Genomic DNA, 20,022 nt, shown 5'->3' on the forward strand with positions numbered 1-20,022 from the left:
ATTACAGGTGTTTTAAGAGCAATCGGTGAGGATGTGTGGCAGACGATTTTGCAGCGGATGGCGCGTTAGCGCAGGCGATTCCCGGCTTTAAGCCGCGCGCGGCACAGCGCGAAATGGCGCAGGCAGTGAGCGAAGCGGTGCAGCAGGCGGGCGAGCTGGTGGTCGAGGCCGGCACCGGCACCGGTAAAACTTATGCTTATCTGGCACCGGCGTTGCGGGCGAAGAAAAAAGTCATCGTGTCGACCGGTTCCAAAGCGTTGCAGGATCAGCTCTACAACCGCGATCTGCCGACCATTGCCCGCGCCCTGGCGTTCAGCGGCAAAACTGCGCTGCTGAAAGGGCGATCCAACTATCTGTGCCTGGAACGGCTGGAGCAGCAAAATCAGACCGGCGGCGATCTCAGCGTGCAGGCGCTCGGCGATCTGATTAACGTGCGCAGCTGGTCTTCGGAGACCGTTGATGGCGACGTCAGCAGCTGCGCCGGCGTCGCGGAAGACAGCCCGATCTGGCCTTACGTTACCAGCACCAACGATAATTGCCTTGGCAGCGATTGCCCGCTGTATAAAGATTGCTTCGTGGTGAAGGCGCGCAAAAAAGCGATGGATGCGGATGTGGTGGTGGTGAACCATCACCTGTTTCTCGCTGACCTGGTGGTCAAAGAGGGGGGATTTGGCGAGCTGATCCCGGAAGCCGACGTGATGATCTTCGATGAAGCGCACCAGCTGCCGGATATTGCCAGCCAGTATTTTGGTCAGCAGCTGTCGAGCCGGCAACTGCAGGATCTCGCCAAAGACATTATCCTTGCCTACCGCACCGAGGTGCGCGATGTGCAGCAGCTGCAGAAATCCGCCGACCGGCTGGCGCAGTGCGCACAGGATTTCCGCCTGACGCTGGGCGAGCCCGGTTTTCGCGGTAATCTGCGTGACCTGCTGAGCGACAACAACATCATGCGCATGTTTACGCTGCTGGATGATGCGCTCGAGCTGTGTTACGACGTGATTAAGCTGTCGCTGGGCCGTTCCGCGCTGCTGGACGCCGCCTTCGAGCGTGCCGCGCTGTATCGCACCCGGCTCAAGCGTTTACGTGCGATTGATGAACCGGGCTTCAGCTACTGGTACGAATGCAGCAGCCGGCACTTTACGCTGGCGCTGACGCCGCTGTCGGTTGCGGAGCGCTTCCGCGAAGTGATGGACGGACGCAAAGCGGCGTGGGTATTTACCTCGGCGACGCTGGCGGTCAACGAACAGATGAGCCACTTCGCCAGCCGGCTCGGCGTGGATAATGCCCGCACCCTGATCCTCGAAAGTCCGTTTGATTATGCGCAGCAGGCCTTGCTGTGCGTGCCGCGCAACATGCCGGAACCCAACTATCCTGGCGGTGCGCGTCAGCTGGCACGCATGATGAAACCGCTGATTGAAGCCAACAAAGGGCGCTGTTTCTTCCTGTGCACCTCGCACAAAATGATGCGCGAGCTGGCGGCGGAATTCCGCGCCTCCATGACCTTACCAGTGCTGTTGCAGGGCGAAACCAGCAAAGGGCAGCTGCTCAAACAGTTTCTTGATGCTGGCAACGCACTGCTGGTGGCCACCAGCAGCTTCTGGGAAGGCGTTGACGTGCGCGGTGATGCGCTGTCGCTGGTGATCATCGACAAGCTGCCGTTTACCTCGCCGGAAGATCCGCTGCTGAAGGCGCGCATGGAGGATTGCCGTCTGCGCGGCGGCGATCCATTCAACGATGTGCAGCTGCCGGACGCGGTGATCACCCTCAAGCAGGGCGTGGGCCGTCTGATTCGCGATACCGACGATCGCGGCGTGCTGGTGATTTGTGACCAGCGGCTGGTGTCGCGTCCGTATGGCGGTCTGTTCCTTAATAGCCTGCCGCCGACACCGCGCACCCGCGATTTACAGCGTGCGATTGACTTTGTGCGTCCGCCAGAGCAGCACTAATTTGTGCCCGGCTGTGGTAAGATGCGCGCCATTTTGATTCTCTGAGGTTGTTATGTCCGCCCGAATTTTAGCCCTGGACACCGCGACAGAAGCCTGCTCTGCCGCGCTGCTGAATCAGCAGCAGATCGATGCCCGCTTCGAAATCGCGCCCCGCGATCATACTCAACGTATTCTGCCGCTGGTGCAGGAATTGCTGCAGGCGCAGTCGCTGGCGCTGAGCGCGCTGGACGCGCTGGCGTTTGGCCGCGGGCCCGGCAGTTTTACCGGCGTGCGCATCGGCATTGGCATCGCGCAGGGCCTGGCGCTGGGCGCAAATCTGCCGATGATTGGCGTATCCTCGCTGGCAACCATGGCGCAGGGCGCCTGGCGTTTGACCGGGGCAACGCGCGTGCTGGCGGCGATTGATGCGCGCATGGGTGAAGTCTACTGGGCAGAGTATCAGCGTGATGAGCAGGGCGAGTGGCAGGGCGCTGAGAGCGAAGCCGTACTCAAGCCGGAAGCGGCACAGGCGCGCATCGCGCAGCTGAGCGGCGAGTGGGCCACCGTCGGCACCGGCTGGCAGGCTTATCCGCAGCTGCTGGCTGGCGCGACCGGGGCACAACTGCTGACCACCACGGTCACGCTGCCTGCCGCAGAAGATATGCTGCCGCTGGCGCTCAGCGCCTGGCAGCGCGGCGACAGCGTGGCAGTGGAAAATGCTGAGCCGGTTTATCTGCGCAATGAAGTGGCATGGAAAAAATTGCCGGGACGCTAGGCGCCCACGCAACTTATTTTTGCGCCTTCAGTCTAACGGAGAAATAACAGGAGAAGTGCTATGCCAATTAGTCGTAAAGGGATGTCTGGCGCTCTGTTAGCCTGTGCGCTGTTGCTCAGCGGCTGCGTGTCAGTGCCGGATGCCATTAAAGGGAGTTCTCAGCTTCCACAGCAGGATTTATTACGCGTGATGAATGCGCCGCAGCTGTATGTCGGCCAGGAGTCGCGCTTCGGCGGCAAAGTCGTGAAGGTAACTAACCTCAACGGCCTGACCCGGCTGGAAATTGCCACTCAGCCGCTGGATGACAGCGCGCGACCGCGCCTCGGTGCTGCCTCAATTGGCCGCATTTATGCGGACATTCATGGTTTTGTTGATCCGATCGACGTCAATAATCAGTACGTCACGGTGCTGGGCAACATCAAAGGCACCGAGAAAGGGGAAATTGGCAAAGCCAGTTACAACTTTGTGGTGATTGATGTGCGCGGTTATCAGCGCTGGCATTTGACTCAGCAGGTGATGACGCCGCCGCAGCCGATCGATCCGTGGATTTGGTACGGGCCGACGCGTCGCCATCCCGGCTATTGGGGGCCTAACCCCTACTGGGGCATGAATACCGGCGGTCCGGCGCAGGTCGAGACCATTCTTACCGAATAGCGCTAAACAGGTTTTTTTACGGCCCGGTCGCGGTGCTCGCGAACGGGCCTTTTTATTGGGCGCGCAACCGATGCGCGAAATTTAGTGATGCGCCTCGCAACCTGAAAATGCCGGAACAGGCAAACTGGTACAATCAGTTAAAATATTGTTAACAACACTGATTGCAGAGGCGGCGATGGCTACGCAACAAGAATATCGGGGTGAATCTTTGAACAAGGTTTGGCTGAAACGCTATCCGCCAGATGTACCAGCGGAAATTAACGCAGACCGTTATCCCTCTTTGGTCGATCTTTTCGAACACGCAGCGCAACGTTATGCCGATCAGGTGGCTTTCATTAACATGGGCCAGCCAATGACTTACCGCCAGCTGGAGCAGCAGAGCCGTGCTTTTGCGGCCTGGCTGCAACAGGGATTAGGCTTACAGCAGGGCGATCGCGTCGCGCTGATGATGCCGAATCTGCTGCAGTATCCGGTGGCGCTGTTTGGTGTGCTGCGTGCCGGTATGGTGGTGGTGAATGTTAACCCGTTGTACACGCCGCGCGAGCTGAAGCACCAGCTTAATGACAGCGGTGCCAATGCAATTGTCATTGTCTCCAACTTCGCCCATACGCTGGAAAAAGTGGTCGCGGAAACCCCGGTTAAGCACGTGATGCTGACGCGCATGGGCGATCAGCTGGCGCCGGTAAAAGCCACGCTGGTGAACTTCGTCGTTAAATATGTGAAAAAGCTGGTACCGAAATACCATCTGCCAGGGGCGGTACCGTTCCGTCATGCGCTGCAGCAGGGCGAGCAGATGAGCTATCATCGTCCTGTGATCAATAATCAGGATCTGGCATTTCTGCAGTACACCGGTGGCACTACCGGCGTGGCGAAAGGCGCCATGCTGACCCACGGCAACATGCAGGCTAATCTGGAGCAGACCAAAGCCACCTACGGTAAACTGCTGCGCGCCGGTCAGGAGCAGGTGGTGACCGCGCTGCCGCTTTATCACATCTTTGCCCTGACGGTGAACTGTCTGCTGTTCCTCGACCTGGGCGGCACCAACCTGCTGATTACCAACCCGCGCGATATTCCCGGCTTCGTTAAAGAGCTGAGCAAATTTCCCTTTACCGCCATCACCGGTGTTAATACGTTGTTCAACGCCCTGCTGAACGATGCCAATTTTAACCAGCTGGATTTCTCCACGCTGCGTCTGTCTGCCGGCGGCGGTATGGCGGTGCAGAAAGCGGTGGCCGAGCGCTGGGAGAAACTCACCGGACACTATCTGCTGGAGGGCTACGGACTCACCGAATGCTCACCGCTGGTGTCGGTTAATCCTTATGATATTACCTGCCACACCGGCAGCATCGGTTTGCCGGTTCCGTCCACCGACGTGCGTATTGTCGATGATGAAGATCGCGACGTGCCGCCGGGCGAACCGGGCGAACTGTGCATTCGCGGGCCACAGGTCATGATTGGCTACTGGCAGCGGCCGGATGCCAGCGAGGAAGTGCTGAAAAATGGCTGGCTGCACACCGGTGATATTGTTACCGTGGACGCTGAAGGTTTTATCCGCATCGTCGATCGTAAAAAAGACATGATTCTGGTGTCCGGCTTTAACGTGTATCCTAACGAAATCGAAGATGTGCTGATGCAGCACGCCAAGGTGCGCGAAGCGGCGGCGATTGGCGTGCCGAGCGATCTCTCCGGCGAAGCGGTGAAAGTGTGCATCGTGAAAAAAGATCCATCCCTGACGAAAGAGGAAGTGCTGGATCATTGTCGTCGTCAGCTCACCGGCTATAAAGTGCCGAAGATTATTGAGTTTCGTGATGAGCTGCCGAAGACCAACGTCGGTAAAATTTTACGTCGCGAATTGCGCGACGAGGCGAAGCGCGAAGCGTAGTACTGGCTTCCGCTGAATGCTCAGGTTAACGCCGGCACCGTCCGGCGTTTTTATTGCTTTTAACATGGAGCGCTGTGCGAGGTTTGTCGCAGCGAGAAAGACAACGTGAATTACACCCTGATCGACCACAATGACCAGCTGGCCGCGGTATGCCAGCAGGCCCGTCAGCATCGCGCCGTGGCGCTGGATACCGAATTCGTGCGCACCCGCACGTACTATCCGCAGCTTGGCCTGATCCAGCTCTTCGATGGCGAGCAACTGGTTCTGATCGATCCGTTAACCATCAGCGACTGGGCACCGTTTATTGCGCTGCTGCAGGATCGTCAGCTGACCAAGTTCCTGCACGCCGGCGGGGAAGACCTCGAAGTCTTCCTGCATCGTTTCGGCTGTCTGCCGGAGCCGATGATCGATACGCAGATTCTGGCCGCTTTCGCCGGGCAGCCGCTGTCGTGGGGCTTTGCCGCGATGGTCAATCATTTCAACCAGATTGAGCTGGATAAGAGCGAAGCGCGCACCGACTGGCTGGCGCGTCCGCTTACCGAGCGGCAATGCCAGTACGCTGCGGCCGATGTGGCTTATCTGCTGCCGATCGCCCATCAGCTGGTGGCGCAAACCGAAGCGGCAGGCAACATGGCGGCGGCGCTGAGTGAATGCGCTACGCTGTGTCAGCGCCGTCTTGACGTACTGCAGCCGGAAGAGGCGTGGCGCGATATCACCAACGCGTGGCAGCTGCGTCCGCGCCAGCTGGCGGTGCTGCAGCGCCTGGCCGCGTGGCGTCTCAACCTCGCCCGGCAGAAAGACATGGCGGTGAATTTTGTGGTGCGCGAAGAGAACCTGTGGAAAGTCGCGCGCTTTATGCCCGGCAGCCTTGGCGAGCTGGATCATCTCGGCCTGAACGGTCACGAAATTCGCTTCCACGGTAAGGCGCTGGTGGCGATGGTGGCAGAAGCGCAGGCGCTGGATGAGGCCGCATTACCGCCGCCGTTGCCTAATCTGATTGACCACGCGCATTACAAGCAGGCGTTTAAAGCGATTAAAGCGCTGGTACAGCAGGTGAGTGAGCAGACCGGTTACAGTCAGGAGCTGTTAGCATCACGGCGCCAGATTAACCAGGTGCTGAGCGTGCACTGGGGACTGAAGAGCGCCACGCGTCCGCCGGAACTGCTGGCAGGCTGGCGGGGTGAGGTGTTGAAAGCCGGTATCGACGAGATTTTACACACGCTGTAAGCGGAACGTTTTCCCCTGCGCAACCACGCAGGGGAAAATCAGGAACCCGCTACAATCATTTAGGAACGTCTTCCGTCTCCGGCAGCGTCACGTTGAGCTCGAGGATAGAGATGTCATCCCCTTTCTGATCCAGCTGCACCGTGACCATGTCCGGGTCAATTTTCACGTATTTACAGATCACTTCCAGGATATCGCGCTTGAGCTGCGGCAGATAGTGGGGCTCACTGTCGCCCCTTCTGCGTTCGGCCACGATAATCTGCAGCCTCTCCTTGGCTATGTTGGCTGTGTTCTTCTTACGGGATAAAAAGAAATCAAGTAATGCCATTGGTTATCCCCCGAACAGGCGTTTCAGGAAACCCTTCTTCTCTTCTTCGATAAAGCGGAAGGGGCGTTCTTCGCCAAGCAGGCGATCTACGGTATCAGCGTAAGCTTTACCGGCGTCAGAGTTTGCATCGAGGATCACGGGCTCACCCTGGTTAGACGCGCGCAGCACCGACTGATCTTCCGGAATCACGCCGACCAGAGGAATGCGCAGGATTTCCAGCACGTCTTCCATGCTCAGCATGTCGCCACGCGTTACGCGTCCCGGGTTATAGCGGGTCAGTAACAGGTGCTCTTTTACCGGCTCTTCGCTGTTTTCAGCGCGACGTGATTTCGACGAGATGATGCCGAGAATACGGTCTGAGTCACGCACGGAAGAGACTTCCGGGTTGGTGGTAATGATTGCTTCATCCGCGAAGTACAGCGCCATCAGCGCACCGGTTTCGATACCGGCCGGCGAGTCGCAGACGATAAAATCGAAGTCCATTGCCGCCAGGTCGTTCAGCACTTTTTCCACGCCTTCGCGGGTCAGGGCATCTTTATCACGGGTTTGTGAGGCGGGCAGAATATAAAGCTGCTCGGTGCGCTTGTCGCGAATCAGTGCCTGATTCAGCGTCGCATCGCCCTGAATAACGTTGACAAAGTCATACACCACGCGGCGTTCACAGCCCATGATCAGGTCGAGGTTACGCAGACCGATATCGAAATCGATCACCACGGTTTTTTTGCCTTTCTGCGCTAACCCTGTGGCGATGGCCGCGCTTGACGTGGTCTTGCCAACGCCCCCTTTACCCGATGTAACTACAATGATGCGTGCCATAAATGTTGATTTCCTTAACGAAAGAAAAGGGGCCTAATTAAGTGTCTGGATGGTGAGCGCGCCCTCTTTAAGGCACAGGCGCGCAGCTTTACCAAAGAATTCCGCCGGGATCTGGTCCATGATCCAGTATTCGCCGGCAATGGAGACCAACTCTGCTGACAGGTTGGTGCAAAAAATCTGGCAGTCGCGATCGCCGCTGGCACCGGCCAGCGCGCGGCCGCGCATCATGCCGTAAATATGAATGTTGCCGTCTGCCACCAGTTCGGCACCGGCGCTGACGCTGCTGGTGACGATCAAATCGGCGTTGCGCGCGTAAATCTGCTGACCGGAACGCACTGGCGTATTGATGATACGCGTTTTGCTGGCCGGTTCGCTGACCGGTGGCGCGACCGCTTCCGGCTCCGGCGCGGGCGCATCAGCGCGTTTGCGGTTCTCTTTACCCTCTGACAGCACCGGCAGGCCAGCGCGGGCAATCATCTTTTTCAGGGCTTCATCTTTACAGCCGCTCACGCCCACAATGCGTAAGCCGGTGGCGCTGACGGCCTGCTGCATCTGCTTCCAGTTGATGTCACCGTTCAGGGCTGACACGTTCAGCACCACCGGCGCGTTGTGCAGAAAAGCCGGGGCCTGGTCGATCTTGTCCTGCAGCGCCTGACGAATCACCTCGGGTTGCGAATGGTGCAGATGAACAACTGACAGGGTAAAACTGCTGCCCTTGAATTCGATTGGCGATTGCGACATCTGTCCTGACTCAGTCCTGTTTTACGACCCTGAAGTAAACGCCGATAAAATCGTCATTAACACCCGCGGGTCAATATTCGAAGTTCTGCAAGCATGTTATAGTTACTGCTATATTCAGGCAAGTGACGCCCTTAGTTAATTCGAGTAAAAAATATGTTTTGTGTGATCTATAGAAGCCCGCAACGCGACCAGACTTATCTGTATGTAGAAAAAAAAGACGATTTTTCGCGCGTCCCGGAAGAACTGCTGCGCGGCTTTGGCAAACCGCAGCTGGCGATGGTGCTGTCGCTCGACCAGCGCGACAGGCTGGCCAACGCTGACATCAATAAAGTGAAGCAGGGTTTAAGCGAACAAGGTTATTATTTGCAGATCCCACCACCGGTTGAAAGTCTGCTCAACATTCATCTTGAACAGGGTAAAAAAGTTTAATTCAGATTCATCTGTAAAAATATATCCTGTAAATATAATCAGTGCTTCGGCATTAATTTAATTGCTCACCTTAACCCATTATTGTGGGCAATAATCGTTGTCTTAAGCGGCGGACCTGATGAACTGGGGAACGGCTTTTGCCGCTTTCCGTCACGTGCGCCGCGACAAACCCGCTAATATAGTGCTCAGCAGCCTGCCACGTTCCGGCGGCTGATGAGACATCTTCGCCAGCGCGGCTGGCACCAAACACAACTCAAGCAGGGGATTAGCATGTATCAGCATCGTAACTGGCAGGGCGCGCTGTTGGATTATCCGGTCAGCAAAGTGGTGTGCGTCGGCAGCAACTATGCAAAGCATATTAAAGAGATGGGCAGCGCCACCCCAAGTGAGCCGGTGGTGTTTATCAAACCGGAAACCGCGGTGTGTGATTTGCGGCAGCCACTGTCGATCCCGGCCAGCTTTGGTGAGGTGCATCATGAAGTGGAGCTGGCAGTGCTGATTGGCGCTACCCTGAAGCAGGCCAGTGAAGAGCACGTGGCGAAAGCGATCGCCGGTTATGGCGTCGCGCTGGATTTAACGCTGCGCGATCTGCAGGCCGGGTTTAAGAAAGCCGGTCAGCCATGGGAGCGCGCCAAGAGTTTCGATAACTCCTGTCCGCTGTCCGGGTTTATTCCGGCGGCTGAATTCAGCGTCGATCCGCAGGACGCCGAACTGAAGCTTGTGATCAACGGCGAGGTGCGTCAGCACGGCACCACGGCAGACATGATCCACAAAATTCTGCCGCTGATTGCTTACATGAGCCAGTACTTCACGCTGCGCGCCGGTGACGTGGTGCTGACCGGTACGCCTGAAGGCGTGGGCCCGCTGCGCTCCGGCGATAAGCTGGAAGTGTCGCTGGCCGGTCACGGTATCAGCACCCGCGTACTGTAATACTTGCATCACCGCACCTGAAGCTTTATAAGGTGCGGTCTTGTTGCTCAACCCGGACCGCTATCATGACCGATCAACCTTTCTGGCAGACCAAACGCCTGGACCAAATGAACGACGCAGAGTGGGAATCGCTGTGCGACGGGTGTGGACAGTGCTGTCTGAATAAGTTGCAGGATGCGGATACCGATGAGATTTACTTCACCAACGTCGCCTGCAATCAGCTCAACATCAAGACCTGTCAGTGCCGCAATTATGAGCGTCGCTTCGAGTACGAAGAAGATTGCATCAAGCTGACGCGCGAGAATCTCACCACATTTAACTGGCTGCCGCGCACCTGCGCTTACCGGCTGTTAGGGGAGGGCAAAACGCTGCCGGCGTGGCACCCGCTGATTGCCGGGTCGAAGAAGGCGATGCATGCTCAGCGTATTTCGGTGCGATACATCGCGGTGCGCGAGAGTGAAGTGCGCGACTGGGAAGAACACATTATTGACCGGCCGGATCGGAACGGCTGATAACGCAACAGGCAGCCGCGGCTGCCTGTTTTGTCTGAGACTTAGTTTGACTGGGACTCAGCGACCAAACAGATCGCGACGTTTTGCTTTGAACGGTTGCGCAATTAATACCAGAATGCCCACCAGCAGATAAGCGGCAAAAATCACGATCATCCACTGCGGCATGCTCCAGGTCAGGAAAGTCCATCCGCGTTCGGCGCAGTCACCGCTGGCGACAAATACCGCCGGCAGCCATTTATCCAGCGGCAGCCAGCTCGGGAAGCGAGCAGCAAAATCGCAGGTCACAAACGGGTTGGGATGCAGCTGAATCATGGTGTGCTCATAAGAGAGGCGTACCCCTTCATAAGCGCTGTAGAGCCAGATGGCGATGGCGGCCCAGCGCAGCGGCGTTTTAGGCGCAATTGCACCCACCAGGCCGGCGCCCATGACGCCAAACAGCGCACAACGCTCATAGATACACATTACGCAGGGTTGCAGTCCCATTACGTGCTGAAAGAACAGCGCAACCAGTTCAAAAACCAGGGCGGTCAGGGCCATTAATAACCAGGCACCGCGTCCGCGTGAGCATTGATTCAAGTATCGCAACATATTGCTTTTCCCGTAGCCGTTAATGCATCGCAGTGTAAACCAAAAGCGTACCCGTGCCAGCCAGGCAGGGGGAAAAAATCATGTATAAAAATGACTTATCCCTGATCCACGCCAAAAAATCGTGGCTTTTAGCACACGGCATCAAAAGCGCCCACGCAAGCGCAGCGTAACCCACGGCTTTTTTCGCTGCGCAGCTGCTGAATTTTGCGCCAGCGCGCGCTTTTAATCCGCTGGCAGGCTATTTCCGCTATGACCCCTCTGGTATGATGAGTGCCATTACGACAAAGAAAGCAATGAGAAATAAATGCTATGGTGATTAAGGCACAGAGCCCTGCAGGATTCGCTGAAGAGTACATAATTGAAAGCATCTGGAACAGCCGTTTTCCGCCGGGATCGATTCTTCCTGCCGAACGTGAGCTTTCTGAACTGATCGGCGTGACCCGCACCACTCTGCGTGAAGTGCTGCAGCGGCTGGCTCGTGATGGCTGGCTGACCATTCAGCATGGTAAACCCACCCGCGTCAATGATTTCTGGGAAACGTCTGGTCTTAATATCCTCGAAACGCTCGCCCGTCTTGACCACGACAGTGTGCCGCAGTTAATTGATAACCTGCTGTCAGTGCGTACCAATATCGCGTCGATCTTTATCAGTCGCGCGCTGCGCCATCATCCGGATAAGGCGCGTGAAGTGCTGGAGAGTGCACTGAGCGAGGAAGATCAGGCTGAAGCTTATACCGAGCTGGATTACCGCGTGTTTCGCGGCCTGGCCTTTGCTTCCGGCAACCCGATTTACGGCCTGATTCTCAACGGTCTGAAAGGGCTGTACACCCGCGTTGGCCGCCATTACTTCTCCAATCCGGAAGCGCGTGAACTGGCGCGTAACTTTTATCGTCAGCTGGCGGATCTGTGTGGCAAACAGCCAACGCAGGATCAGATCGTCGACAGCGTGCGTAACTACGGCCGCCGCAGCGGTGAAATCTGGCACAGTATGCAGAAAAGCATGCCGGATGATTTGAGCAGTAAGCGTTAACAGCGTACAAACGTTTTACGGGTTCCTGTCCCGGACAGCCAGTATCCGCTGCTGACGGGCTGCTCCTCGCGCCGCTTTCGCGGTACCTTCGGCGTTCACGTTGCGCCTGACGGACCGGCCGGTATCGGTCTTCCTGACCGGCCCGGCCTGATTCCCGCCTCCCCGCGGGAATCTCCTGGCGCAACGTAAAAGCCTCAGCGCTGCGAATAGCCCGCCGCATCAGCGGATACTGACTGTCTGTGAAGTTGGTGCAGGATTATCTGTGAGATTAGGGGCTTACAACGCAGGATGATAAATGCTCGTCCCTGAGCATGGAAATTTTGTTTAAAGCGCCGGTCCGCGCGCCGGACAGCGATCCAGCAGCTCCACGCTGCCATCTTCGTTCTGCTGTTCCAGATTGACATCAAAACCCCACAGCCGATGCACATGCTTCAGCACATCGCGACGGCTCTTATCCAGCGGGGCGCGCTGCTGCGGCACATAGCGCAGCGTCAGCGAACGGTCACCGCGCAGGTCAACGTTGTACACCTGAATATTCGGCTCCAGATTGCTCAGATTGTACTGAGCCGACAGCTGCTGACGAATCGCGCGATATCCCGCCTCATCATGAATGGCGGCAATCTCAAGATAGTTATTGCGATCGTCGTCCATCACCGTAAACAGACGGAAATCCCGCATCACTTTCGGCGACAGGAACTGGCTGATGAAGCTCTCGTCTTTAAATTCGCGCATGGCGAAATGCAGCGTCTTCAGCCAGTCGGAGCCGGCGATGTCCGGGAACCAGTAGCGATCTTCCTCGGTTGGCGACTGACAGATGCGCTTGATGTCCTGGAACATGGCAAAGCCCAGCGCATAAGGGTTGATACCGTTATACCACTGGCTGTTATACGGCGGCTGATACACCACGTTGGTATGGCTGTGCAGGAACTCCATCATAAAGCGCTCCGACACTTTGCCCTCATCGTACAGGTGATTCAGGATGGTGTAGTGCCAGAAGGTCGCCCAGCCTTCATTCATCACCTGGGTCTGTTTCTGCGGGTAAAAATACTGGCTGACTTTACGCACAATGCGCAGCACTTCACGCTGCCACGACTCCAGCAGTGGCGCGTTCTTTTCCATAAAGTACAGCAGGTTTTCCTGCGGCTCAGAGGGATAGCGCGCCGCCTCTACCTGAGTAAACTCTTTCTCTTTGCGTGGCAGGGTGCGCCACAGCGTATTGACCTGGCTCTGAAGATACTCTTCCCGGCTTTTCTGCCGCGCTTTCTCTTCCTGCAGCGAAATCTTTTGCGGGCGTTTATAGCGATCGACGCCATAGTTCATCAGCGCATGACAGGAGTCCAGCAGCCGCTCGACCTCTTCCACGCCATAACGCTCTTCGCAATCAGAGATGTAGTTACGCGCGAACAGCAGGTAATCGACAATCGAGCTGGCATCGGTCCAGCTGCGGAACAGGTAGTTGTTTTTGAAGAAAGAGTTGTGGCCGTAGCAGGCATGCGCCATCACCAGCGCCTGCATGGTCATGGTGTTCTCTTCCATCAGGTAAGCGATACAGGGATTCGAGTTAATGACGATCTCGTACGCCAGTCCCTGCTGGCCATGTTTATAGCGCTGCTCGGTTTCGATGAACTTCTTGCCGAACGACCAGTGGGCATAATTGATGGGCATTCCCACGCTGGAGTACGCATCCATCATCTGTTCGGAGGTGATCACTTCGATTTGGTGCGGGTAGGTATCGAGCCCATAGCTTTTGGCCACGCGGTCGATCTCCGCCAGGTAGACATCAAGCAGCTCAAAGGTCCAGTCGGGACCGTCACTGAGTCGTTTGCTGTTGCGGGTTGGCTCGTCAAACATTGTCGTCATAGCGCACCTCTGTTTTGCAAGCGGCAGGCAACAGAGTGTCACCTGTCACGATCGTTTAAGGCTTCATCCTGAGAAAGACAGCCCAAAAAAACTGAGCGAACACTTCAATGATAGTCCACTGTCGCTTATCCGATGCGGGAACTCAATCGAATTCTTTTGGTACAAAATCATCATAATAGGCGTGCTTTGGTAGCTAATAAGGTGATGTGTTATCTGAGTGATAAATTGCAGAATTAAATCCTGTTTATAAGCGCGCGATATGACTGCGGCGCTTTCTCCTGAAAAAAGTGAGATGCTCTGCCTTTCGCATAATAATTCGCTGGTTAACGCTTTTAAGGCACAAAAAACTCTGATTTTGGCGCGACCGCATGATTTCAGTGTGCAGTTAAGTGAAAAACATGTGAAATGAAAGGGTCGAATGTAATATCAGTTCAGCCATCGGGTTATGCTAAACCCGATGGTGATACCAGTTAATTATGCTTTTCGCGATGAGGGGCTTATGCGCGTAGTCATTCTGGGTAGTGGTGTCGTAGGGGTAGCCAGTGCGTGGTATCTGGCGCAGGCGGGGCATGACGTTACCGTAATCGATCGCCAGCCCGGCGCGGCGCTGGAAACCAGTGCCGGCAATGCCGGGCAGATTTCGCCTGGCTATGCGGCACCCTGGGCGGCGCCCGGTGTACCGCTTAAGGCGGTAAAGTGGATGTTTCAGAAACACGCACCGCTGGCGGTGCGACTTGACGGCAGCAAGTTCCAGCTGGAGTGGATGTGGAACATGTTACGCAACTGCGACATGCGTCACTACCAGGAAAACAAGGGCCGTATGGTGCGCATCGCCGAATACAGCCGCGATTGCCTGAAAGCACTGCGCAGCAGCACCGGCATCGCCTATGAAGGGCGCCAGGGCGGCACTTTGCAGCTGTTCCGCACGCAGCAACAGTTTGACAGCGCCAGCAAAGACATCGCGGTGCTGCGTGAAGCGGGTGTGCCTTATGAGCTGCTGGAAGCGCATCAGCTGCACAGTGTGGAGCCGGCGCTGGCGGGTACCGCGCACAAGCTGACCGGCGGCCTGCGCCTGCCGAATGACGAAACCGGTGATTGCCAGCTGTTTACCCAGCGTCTGGCGGCAATGGCAGCCGCAGCCGGTGTCACTTTCCGTTATGACACGTCGGTGGATCAGCTATTGCGCGAAGGCAATCGCATCTATGGCGTGAAGTGCGGCGATGAAGTCATCAAAGCCGATGCTTACGTCGTGGCGTGTGGCTCTTACTCCACGGCGCTGCTGAAAGACATCGTGTCGATTCCGGTCTATCCGCTGAAAGGCTATTCCCTCACTATCCCGATCAAAGATCCGCAGGGCGCGCCGGTCTCCACCATCCTGGATGAGACCTATAAAGTGGCGGTGACACGCTTCGATGACCGCATTCGCGTCGGTGGCATGGCCGAAATCGTTGGTTTTAACACCAAACTGTTGCCGGCACGACGTGAAACGCTGGAGATGGTGGTCCGCGATCTCTATCCTGAGGGCGGGTATGTTGAACAGGCTACGTTCTGGACCGGACTGCGCCCGATGACGCCGGACGGCACGCCGATAGTTGGGCGCACGCCGCTGACCAATCTCTGGCTGAACACCGGGCACGGTACGCTGGGCTGGACGATGGCCTGTGGTTCCGGCCAGCTGCTGGCCGATCTGATTTCGGGGCGTAAACCGGCCATCGCCGCCGACGACTTGTCGGTGCTGCGTTATCTGCCGGGCTTTGCGGCCACGGCATCGCCGCTGCGTAATGCCAGCGCGACGCGCTGATACTTCAGGGAGAGTAAAAACATGTCACGTCCTACGGGTGCCACCATTAATCAACAGGCGCTGCGCCACAATCTGGCGATTGTGCGTCAGGCGGCACCGCACGCGCGCGTCTGGTCGGTGGTGAAGGCCAATGCCTACGGCCACGGCATTGCCCGCGTATGGCAGAGTCTGGCGGAGACCGACGGTTTCGCGCTGCTGAATATGGAAGAGGCGATCCTGCTGCGCGAGCAGGGCTGGAAAAAGCCAATTCTGCTGCTGGAAGGCTTCTTTCACGCCGATGACCTGACGCTGATCGATCGCTATCGCCTGACCACCAGCGTACATAGTAACTGGCAGATTCAGGCGCTGGCGAAGGCGCAGCTGTCGGCGCCAGTCGATGTTTATCTGAAGATCAACAGCGGCATGAACCGTCTCGGTTTTCGTCCGGAACAGGCGCAGGCGGCCTGGCACAAGCTGCGTGCGTTGCCCAACGTGGGGGAAATGACGCTGATGGCGCACTTTGCCGATGCGGAAAACCCGCAGGGGCTGGTGGAACCGATGCAGCGCGTGGAACAGGCGGCGGAAGGGCTGAACTGTCCGCGTTCGCTTGCCAACTCAGCGACCACGCTGTGGCATCCGCAGGCGCATTTTGACTGGGTGCGGCCCGGGATTATTCTCTACGGTGCGTCACCGAGTGGCGACTGGCAGGATATCGCCAGTACCGGTCTGCAGCCGGTAATGACGCTCAGCAGTGAAATTATTGGCATACAGCAGATCGGTGCCGGCGAGGGCGTTGGCTACGGTTATCGCTACCACGCGGCCGCGCCACAGCGTATCGGTATTGTGGCCTGTGGCTATGCTGACGGCTATCCGCGCCATGCGCCGACCGGTACGCCGGTCAGCGTAGACGGCATCCGCACGCAAACGCTCGGGGCGATCTCGATGGACATGATGATGATTGACCTTGAACCCTGCCCGCAGGCGGGTATCGGTTCGCGCGTGGAGCTATGGGGCAACGAGGTGAAAATTGATGAGGTGGCGAAAGCCGCCGGAACGGTAGGCTACGAGCTGATGTGTGCACTCGCGCCGCGCGTCCCGGTCACGCTTAGTTAAGCGCTGTCACTGTACCACGCATGTTCTTACTGCAGCGCCAGGCGATCAGCGCCAGCGCTGCACCCACCAGCATCATCAGCGCTAACGCTGATTTCTCCGCCACCGGCAGCGCCACCATCGCCAGGCTGCCACCTGCACCGCCCGCCATCTGGATAAATCCCTGCAGCGCCGCTGCCACACCCGCCTGCTGCTGATACGGCTCCAGCGCATAGCTGGTGGCCGGCCCGACGGTGAAGGCCAGGCCAGCTACCGAGATCGCCACCGGAATCATGTACAGCGACCAGTGGGTTTGCCAGGCCGCAGGAAACAGCGTCATCCCCGCCACCAGCAGCAGCGCACCGAGCAGCATGGTGACAAACCCCATGGCGAGACAAAACGGGCGGCCCGCCTTGCGAATGGTTTTATTAACAAAGGCGCTGACCAGCATGATCCAGAAACCGTTGGCGCCAAAGGCAAAGGAGAACTGCAGCGGCGTCAGGCCACCTTCGGTCATCAACACGTGCGGTGCCAGCGAAACGTAGGTCAGCACCATGCCGAGCGCGCCCGCGTTGGCAAAGGCGAAAGCGAGAAAGCGCGGCTGCCGGGCGATGGCAGCATACTGCGCCAGCGGCAGTCCTTTGACGCGCAGCGTGTCCGCCGGACGCGTTTCCGGCAGTGCGACCACCACAATAATGGCAATCACCAGCGCATAACCGCACAGGAACCAGAAGGGCGCACGCCAGCCATAGGCTTCCGCCAGAATACCGCCGAGCAGCGGTGCCAGCGCCGGCACGATGTTCAGCGCGCCATTGAGGAAACCATAAGCGCGCGCCGCGGCATCGCCGCTCAGCCGATCGCGCACGCCGCTAAATGCCACCACCGCGCTACAGCATACCGCGCAGCCCTGAATCAGGCGCGCCAGGAAGAACACCGGCCAGACGGTGGCGGTTGCGGCCACTGCGCTGCCGATGATGTAAAGCGCGAGGCCGATCAGCGCGATCGGCTTACGGCCAAAATTATCCACCAGCGGACCGGTGACCAGCTGACCGATACCCATCACCAGCAAAAACAGCGGAATGGTGGTCTGGATCAGACTGACCGGGCTATTAAGACCTGCGGCAATCTGCGGCAGCGTGGGGAGGTAGAGATCGATGCCCAGCGGTGCCAGCAGCACCAGGCTCAAAAGAAGTAGGGTAAACTTTTGCATTACGAACCAGTAACGTCCTGTTAAACAGGCGAGAAGGGTAATGAGTCTGCGGCCAAAAAGAAAGGGCTAAAACGAAAAGGCGATGTCTGCCGGCACAGCGCAGACATCGCGTCGAGGGTATCAGTAAGCACCGTCGCGGCGCAGCACCACGCCAGCCGTTTTGAACAGAATGGCGATGTCAGTCCACAGCGCCCAGTTCTTCACGTACCAGGAGTCAAAATAGACGCGCGTGTCGTAGTCGATATCGTTACGCCCGCTGACCTGCCACAGGCCGGTCATGCCCGGTTTGGCCATCAGATAGTAGTCGACATCGCCCGCGTAGCGTTCCAGCTCAGCTTCAATCACCGGACGCGGTCCCACCAGACTCATTTCGCCACGAATCACGTTCCACAGCTGGGGCAGTTCATCCAGGCTGGTTTTACGCAGGAAGCCACCGATTTTGGTGATGCGCGGATCGTTCTTCAGTTTGAAATCACGATCCCACTCAGCGCGCGCTTCGGCACTGGTGGCCAGCAGATTCTGCAGCACTTCCTGCGAGTTGGTCACCATTGAACGGAACTTCAGGCACTTAAACTTCACGCCATCCTGACCGACGCGCTCGTGGCCATAAATAGCGTTACCGCCATCGCGCTTCACCATCCAGCACAGCAGACCGAACACCGGGGCAAGAAACAGCAGCAGCAGTGAGGCAACCACCACGTCGAAAGTGCGCTTGAGGAAACGCGAGGAGCGTTTCGCCAGGTTATTGCTGACGCGCAGGATCATCACTTCATGGCTGAAGATAAACGACATATCGGTGCCATACAGCGGCACACCGCGCAGCGTAGGGATAACCGAAATCGAGCGGCATTTCATCTTGGACAAAAACTTCAGCCATTTATCGCGCACCACCTGCTGTTCAAATTCGGTGGCGACGATAAATTGCGTGTTGTCACGGTCCATGGTTTGCCAGTTGATGTCTTTCCAGGTAATAACCGGCACACCGTTAACACTTTCCTGGTGAGGCTCATCATCCAGCGAGATAAACGCCTGCACGTTGTAGCCCAGAATCTCCTCGCTCTGCAGCGCTGCGTAGGCTTCCATGGCGTTTTTACCAGAGCCGATGATAATGGTCTCTTTTTGCCACTGACCAGCACGGTTGATAGCACGCTTCACGCCGGCGCGCATTAGCGGCAGCAGCAGCAGGGCATAGGTCCAGCTAAACACCCACACCATGCGCGAGAAGTCCCATTTGGAAAAGGCAATCAGCGCCAGATCCAGCAGCGAAAACACAAACAGCGTTTTGACGATTTCTTTCAGCTCAAACCAGAACGGTTTGCGGTAGGTGTAGTGGCGCATACGCACCCAGAACCAGGCTGTGCACAGCACTGACAGGCCTAACTGTGCGACAAAGCGGTATTCAATTTGCTGCGGCGGAATAAAACTGTCCAGTTCTCCCCAAATACCCTGGACGGTGGCCGCGGATAAAAATAATGCCAGGTTCAGTGCAATTAAATCCGAAAAGCTGAGTGCCACTTTCGCGATGAGATTTTTGCGCAGTCCGCTCCACGAGCGGGTTGCATCGTTCATTACCAATGTACTTGCCATAAAACCTGCTCTCTTTTCTTAAGTAAAAGATGGCCTGACCAGAATCAAGTACGCGCTCAGGAGTCGTCCGCTGAAAGCAGAAATAAAATAATATTCAGCGAGATATGAGTCAGTGCTGCCATAAGCGCTGCATGGAAAGGGCCGTTTGAGACGTGATTTACGTCACGAAAAGCTGCAGCAACGTTTAAGAGTATGCAGGAGTTATTTGACAGAGTTAATATGGAAAGAGTCTGAAAAAACAATATTTGATTAAAGTATAAACTGCCTAATCTGTTGAAAAATAATACTAAAAGTAAAAGGTGCCGAGAAATAACAGACTATTTTAAGACTACTTTTCGGAATGACCGCCAGTCAAAGTGAATGGCGGTGAGGAAAATATCAGGCCGGTTTTTTCAATACCCAGCGGTCTTGCTGCTTGTCATAGTGGCCGATTTGCAGATCAACCGGTTCGCCATCAATCCACGCCGGTACGCTGGTTTCATGATCCCAGCCGTCGAGCTGATAACTCAGGCCGGGGTTGGTATGGCAGGGGATGCCGACGGTATCCAGCTTCTCCGCATCCATTACTGCATCGACGATCTCGTAACGACCAATCTTCACCACGTGTCCCATCATCTTCTCCCGTTTGCTGGGTGGAATAGTGATCATAGACGCTGACACGCA

At 56.8% G+C, this 20,022-nt stretch carries 19 protein-coding genes; 11 read left to right on the forward strand and 8 right to left on the reverse strand.

Annotated elements, in window-relative coordinates; genetic code table 11:
* The first annotated feature begins 35 nt into the window (after positions 1-35).
* The 5 genes from C1N56_RS08950 (at position 36) to rnd (ending at position 6,463) form a co-directional block, all read left to right on the forward strand.
* Entirely contained in the window at positions 36-1,946 is a 1,911-nt protein-coding gene (locus C1N56_RS08950) for an ATP-dependent DNA helicase (RefSeq protein WP_058771245.1), read from the forward strand.
* A 52-nt stretch (positions 1,947-1,998) separates the two neighbouring features.
* Positions 1,999-2,700: a tRNA (adenosine(37)-N6)-threonylcarbamoyltransferase complex dimerization subunit type 1 TsaB gene (tsaB, locus tag C1N56_RS08955; RefSeq protein ID WP_021510038.1), complete on the forward strand. Its 702-nt coding sequence runs from the start codon at positions 1,999-2,001 to the stop codon at positions 2,698-2,700.
* A 60-nt stretch (positions 2,701-2,760) separates the two neighbouring features.
* Entirely contained in the window at positions 2,761-3,354 is a 594-nt protein-coding gene (locus tag C1N56_RS08960) for a Slp family lipoprotein (protein ID WP_010616392.1), read from the forward strand.
* Between the two features lie 208 nt (positions 3,355-3,562).
* Positions 3,563-5,236, forward strand: a complete 1,674-nt coding sequence (gene fadD / locus C1N56_RS08965) for a long-chain-fatty-acid--CoA ligase FadD (protein WP_241798699.1) — start codon at positions 3,563-3,565, stop codon at positions 5,234-5,236.
* Between the two features lie 105 nt (positions 5,237-5,341).
* Positions 5,342-6,463 carry a ribonuclease D gene (gene rnd / locus C1N56_RS08970; protein ID WP_059009717.1) on the forward strand — a complete coding sequence of 374 codons (1,122 nt, stop codon included), beginning with the start codon at positions 5,342-5,344 and terminating at the stop codon, positions 6,461-6,463.
* A gap of 55 nt (positions 6,464-6,518) precedes the next feature.
* Here rnd and minE read toward each other — a convergent pair whose 3' ends face one another.
* The 3 genes from minE to minC are packed head-to-tail and all read right to left on the reverse strand — an operon-like array spanning position 6,519 to position 8,345.
* The gene (gene minE / locus C1N56_RS08975) at positions 6,519-6,788 is read right to left on the reverse strand and encodes a cell division topological specificity factor MinE (RefSeq protein ID WP_010616394.1); all 270 of its coding nucleotides are present in this window, start codon (positions 6,786-6,788) and stop codon (positions 6,519-6,521) included.
* Positions 6,789-6,791: 3 nt separating this feature from the next.
* A complete protein-coding gene (gene minD, locus C1N56_RS08980) occupies positions 6,792-7,604 on the reverse strand; it encodes a septum site-determining protein MinD (protein ID WP_021510042.1) in 813 nt (270 codons plus the stop codon).
* A gap of 33 nt (positions 7,605-7,637) precedes the next feature.
* Positions 7,638-8,345 (reverse strand): septum site-determining protein MinC, encoded by a 708-nt coding sequence (minC, locus tag C1N56_RS08985; protein ID WP_021510043.1) that lies wholly within the window; start codon positions 8,343-8,345, stop codon positions 7,638-7,640.
* 153 nt (positions 8,346-8,498) lie between these two features.
* Here minC and C1N56_RS08990 point away from each other — a divergent pair, with 153 nt between their 5' ends.
* From C1N56_RS08990 to C1N56_RS09000, 3 genes are all read left to right on the forward strand, one after another.
* Positions 8,499-8,774: a YcgL domain-containing protein gene (locus C1N56_RS08990; RefSeq protein ID WP_021510044.1), complete on the forward strand. Its 276-nt coding sequence runs from the start codon at positions 8,499-8,501 to the stop codon at positions 8,772-8,774.
* 270 nt (positions 8,775-9,044) lie between these two features.
* Positions 9,045-9,704, forward strand: coding sequence for a fumarylacetoacetate hydrolase family protein (locus C1N56_RS08995; protein WP_021510045.1), 660 nt, complete (start codon positions 9,045-9,047; stop codon positions 9,702-9,704).
* Between the two features lie 65 nt (positions 9,705-9,769).
* Positions 9,770-10,216 carry a YcgN family cysteine cluster protein gene (locus C1N56_RS09000; RefSeq protein ID WP_021510046.1) on the forward strand — a complete coding sequence of 149 codons (447 nt, stop codon included), beginning with the start codon at positions 9,770-9,772 and terminating at the stop codon, positions 10,214-10,216.
* Positions 10,217-10,273: 57 nt separating this feature from the next.
* Here C1N56_RS09000 and dsbB read toward each other — a convergent pair whose 3' ends face one another.
* Positions 10,274-10,804: a disulfide bond formation protein DsbB gene (dsbB, locus tag C1N56_RS09005; protein ID WP_040679952.1), complete on the reverse strand. Its 531-nt coding sequence runs from the start codon at positions 10,802-10,804 to the stop codon at positions 10,274-10,276.
* 309 nt (positions 10,805-11,113) lie between these two features.
* On the opposite strand from dsbB, the gene fadR reads away from it, so the two are divergent.
* The gene (fadR, locus tag C1N56_RS09010; protein ID WP_058757728.1) at positions 11,114-11,833 is read left to right on the forward strand and encodes a fatty acid metabolism transcriptional regulator FadR; all 720 of its coding nucleotides are present in this window, start codon (positions 11,114-11,116) and stop codon (positions 11,831-11,833) included.
* A 324-nt stretch (positions 11,834-12,157) separates the two neighbouring features.
* Here the strand turns inward: fadR and C1N56_RS09015 are convergent, their stop codons facing one another.
* Positions 12,158-13,693 (reverse strand): SpoVR family protein, encoded by a 1,536-nt coding sequence (locus C1N56_RS09015; RefSeq protein ID WP_031280208.1) that lies wholly within the window; start codon positions 13,691-13,693, stop codon positions 12,158-12,160.
* A gap of 499 nt (positions 13,694-14,192) precedes the next feature.
* Between C1N56_RS09015 and C1N56_RS09020 the strand changes: the two genes are divergently transcribed.
* Positions 14,193-15,494, forward strand: a complete 1,302-nt coding sequence (locus C1N56_RS09020) for a D-amino acid dehydrogenase (protein ID WP_394517414.1) — start codon at positions 14,193-14,195, stop codon at positions 15,492-15,494.
* A 21-nt stretch (positions 15,495-15,515) separates the two neighbouring features.
* Positions 15,516-16,586 carry a catabolic alanine racemase DadX gene (gene dadX, locus C1N56_RS09025; protein WP_058757726.1) on the forward strand — a complete coding sequence of 357 codons (1,071 nt, stop codon included), beginning with the start codon at positions 15,516-15,518 and terminating at the stop codon, positions 16,584-16,586.
* Here dadX and C1N56_RS09030 read toward each other — a convergent pair.
* The 3 genes from C1N56_RS09030 to C1N56_RS09040 form a co-directional block, all read right to left on the reverse strand.
* Complete coding sequence (locus C1N56_RS09030) at positions 16,579-17,772, reverse strand: multidrug effflux MFS transporter (protein WP_394517415.1); 1,194 nt, start codon at positions 17,770-17,772, stop codon at positions 16,579-16,581. The two genes, dadX and C1N56_RS09030, sit on opposite strands and share 8 nt — an antisense overlap.
* 120 nt (positions 17,773-17,892) lie before the next feature.
* A complete protein-coding gene (gene wbaP, locus C1N56_RS09035) occupies positions 17,893-19,359 on the reverse strand; it encodes an undecaprenyl-phosphate galactose phosphotransferase WbaP (protein WP_058757724.1) in 1,467 nt (488 codons plus the stop codon).
* A gap of 378 nt (positions 19,360-19,737) precedes the next feature.
* Positions 19,738-19,971 carry a DUF1480 family protein gene (locus C1N56_RS09040; protein WP_104093260.1) on the reverse strand — a complete coding sequence of 78 codons (234 nt, stop codon included), beginning with the start codon at positions 19,969-19,971 and terminating at the stop codon, positions 19,738-19,740.
* Positions 19,972-20,022: the final 51 nt, after the last annotated feature.

Source organism: Pantoea sp. SGAir0175 (assembly GCF_043547855.1).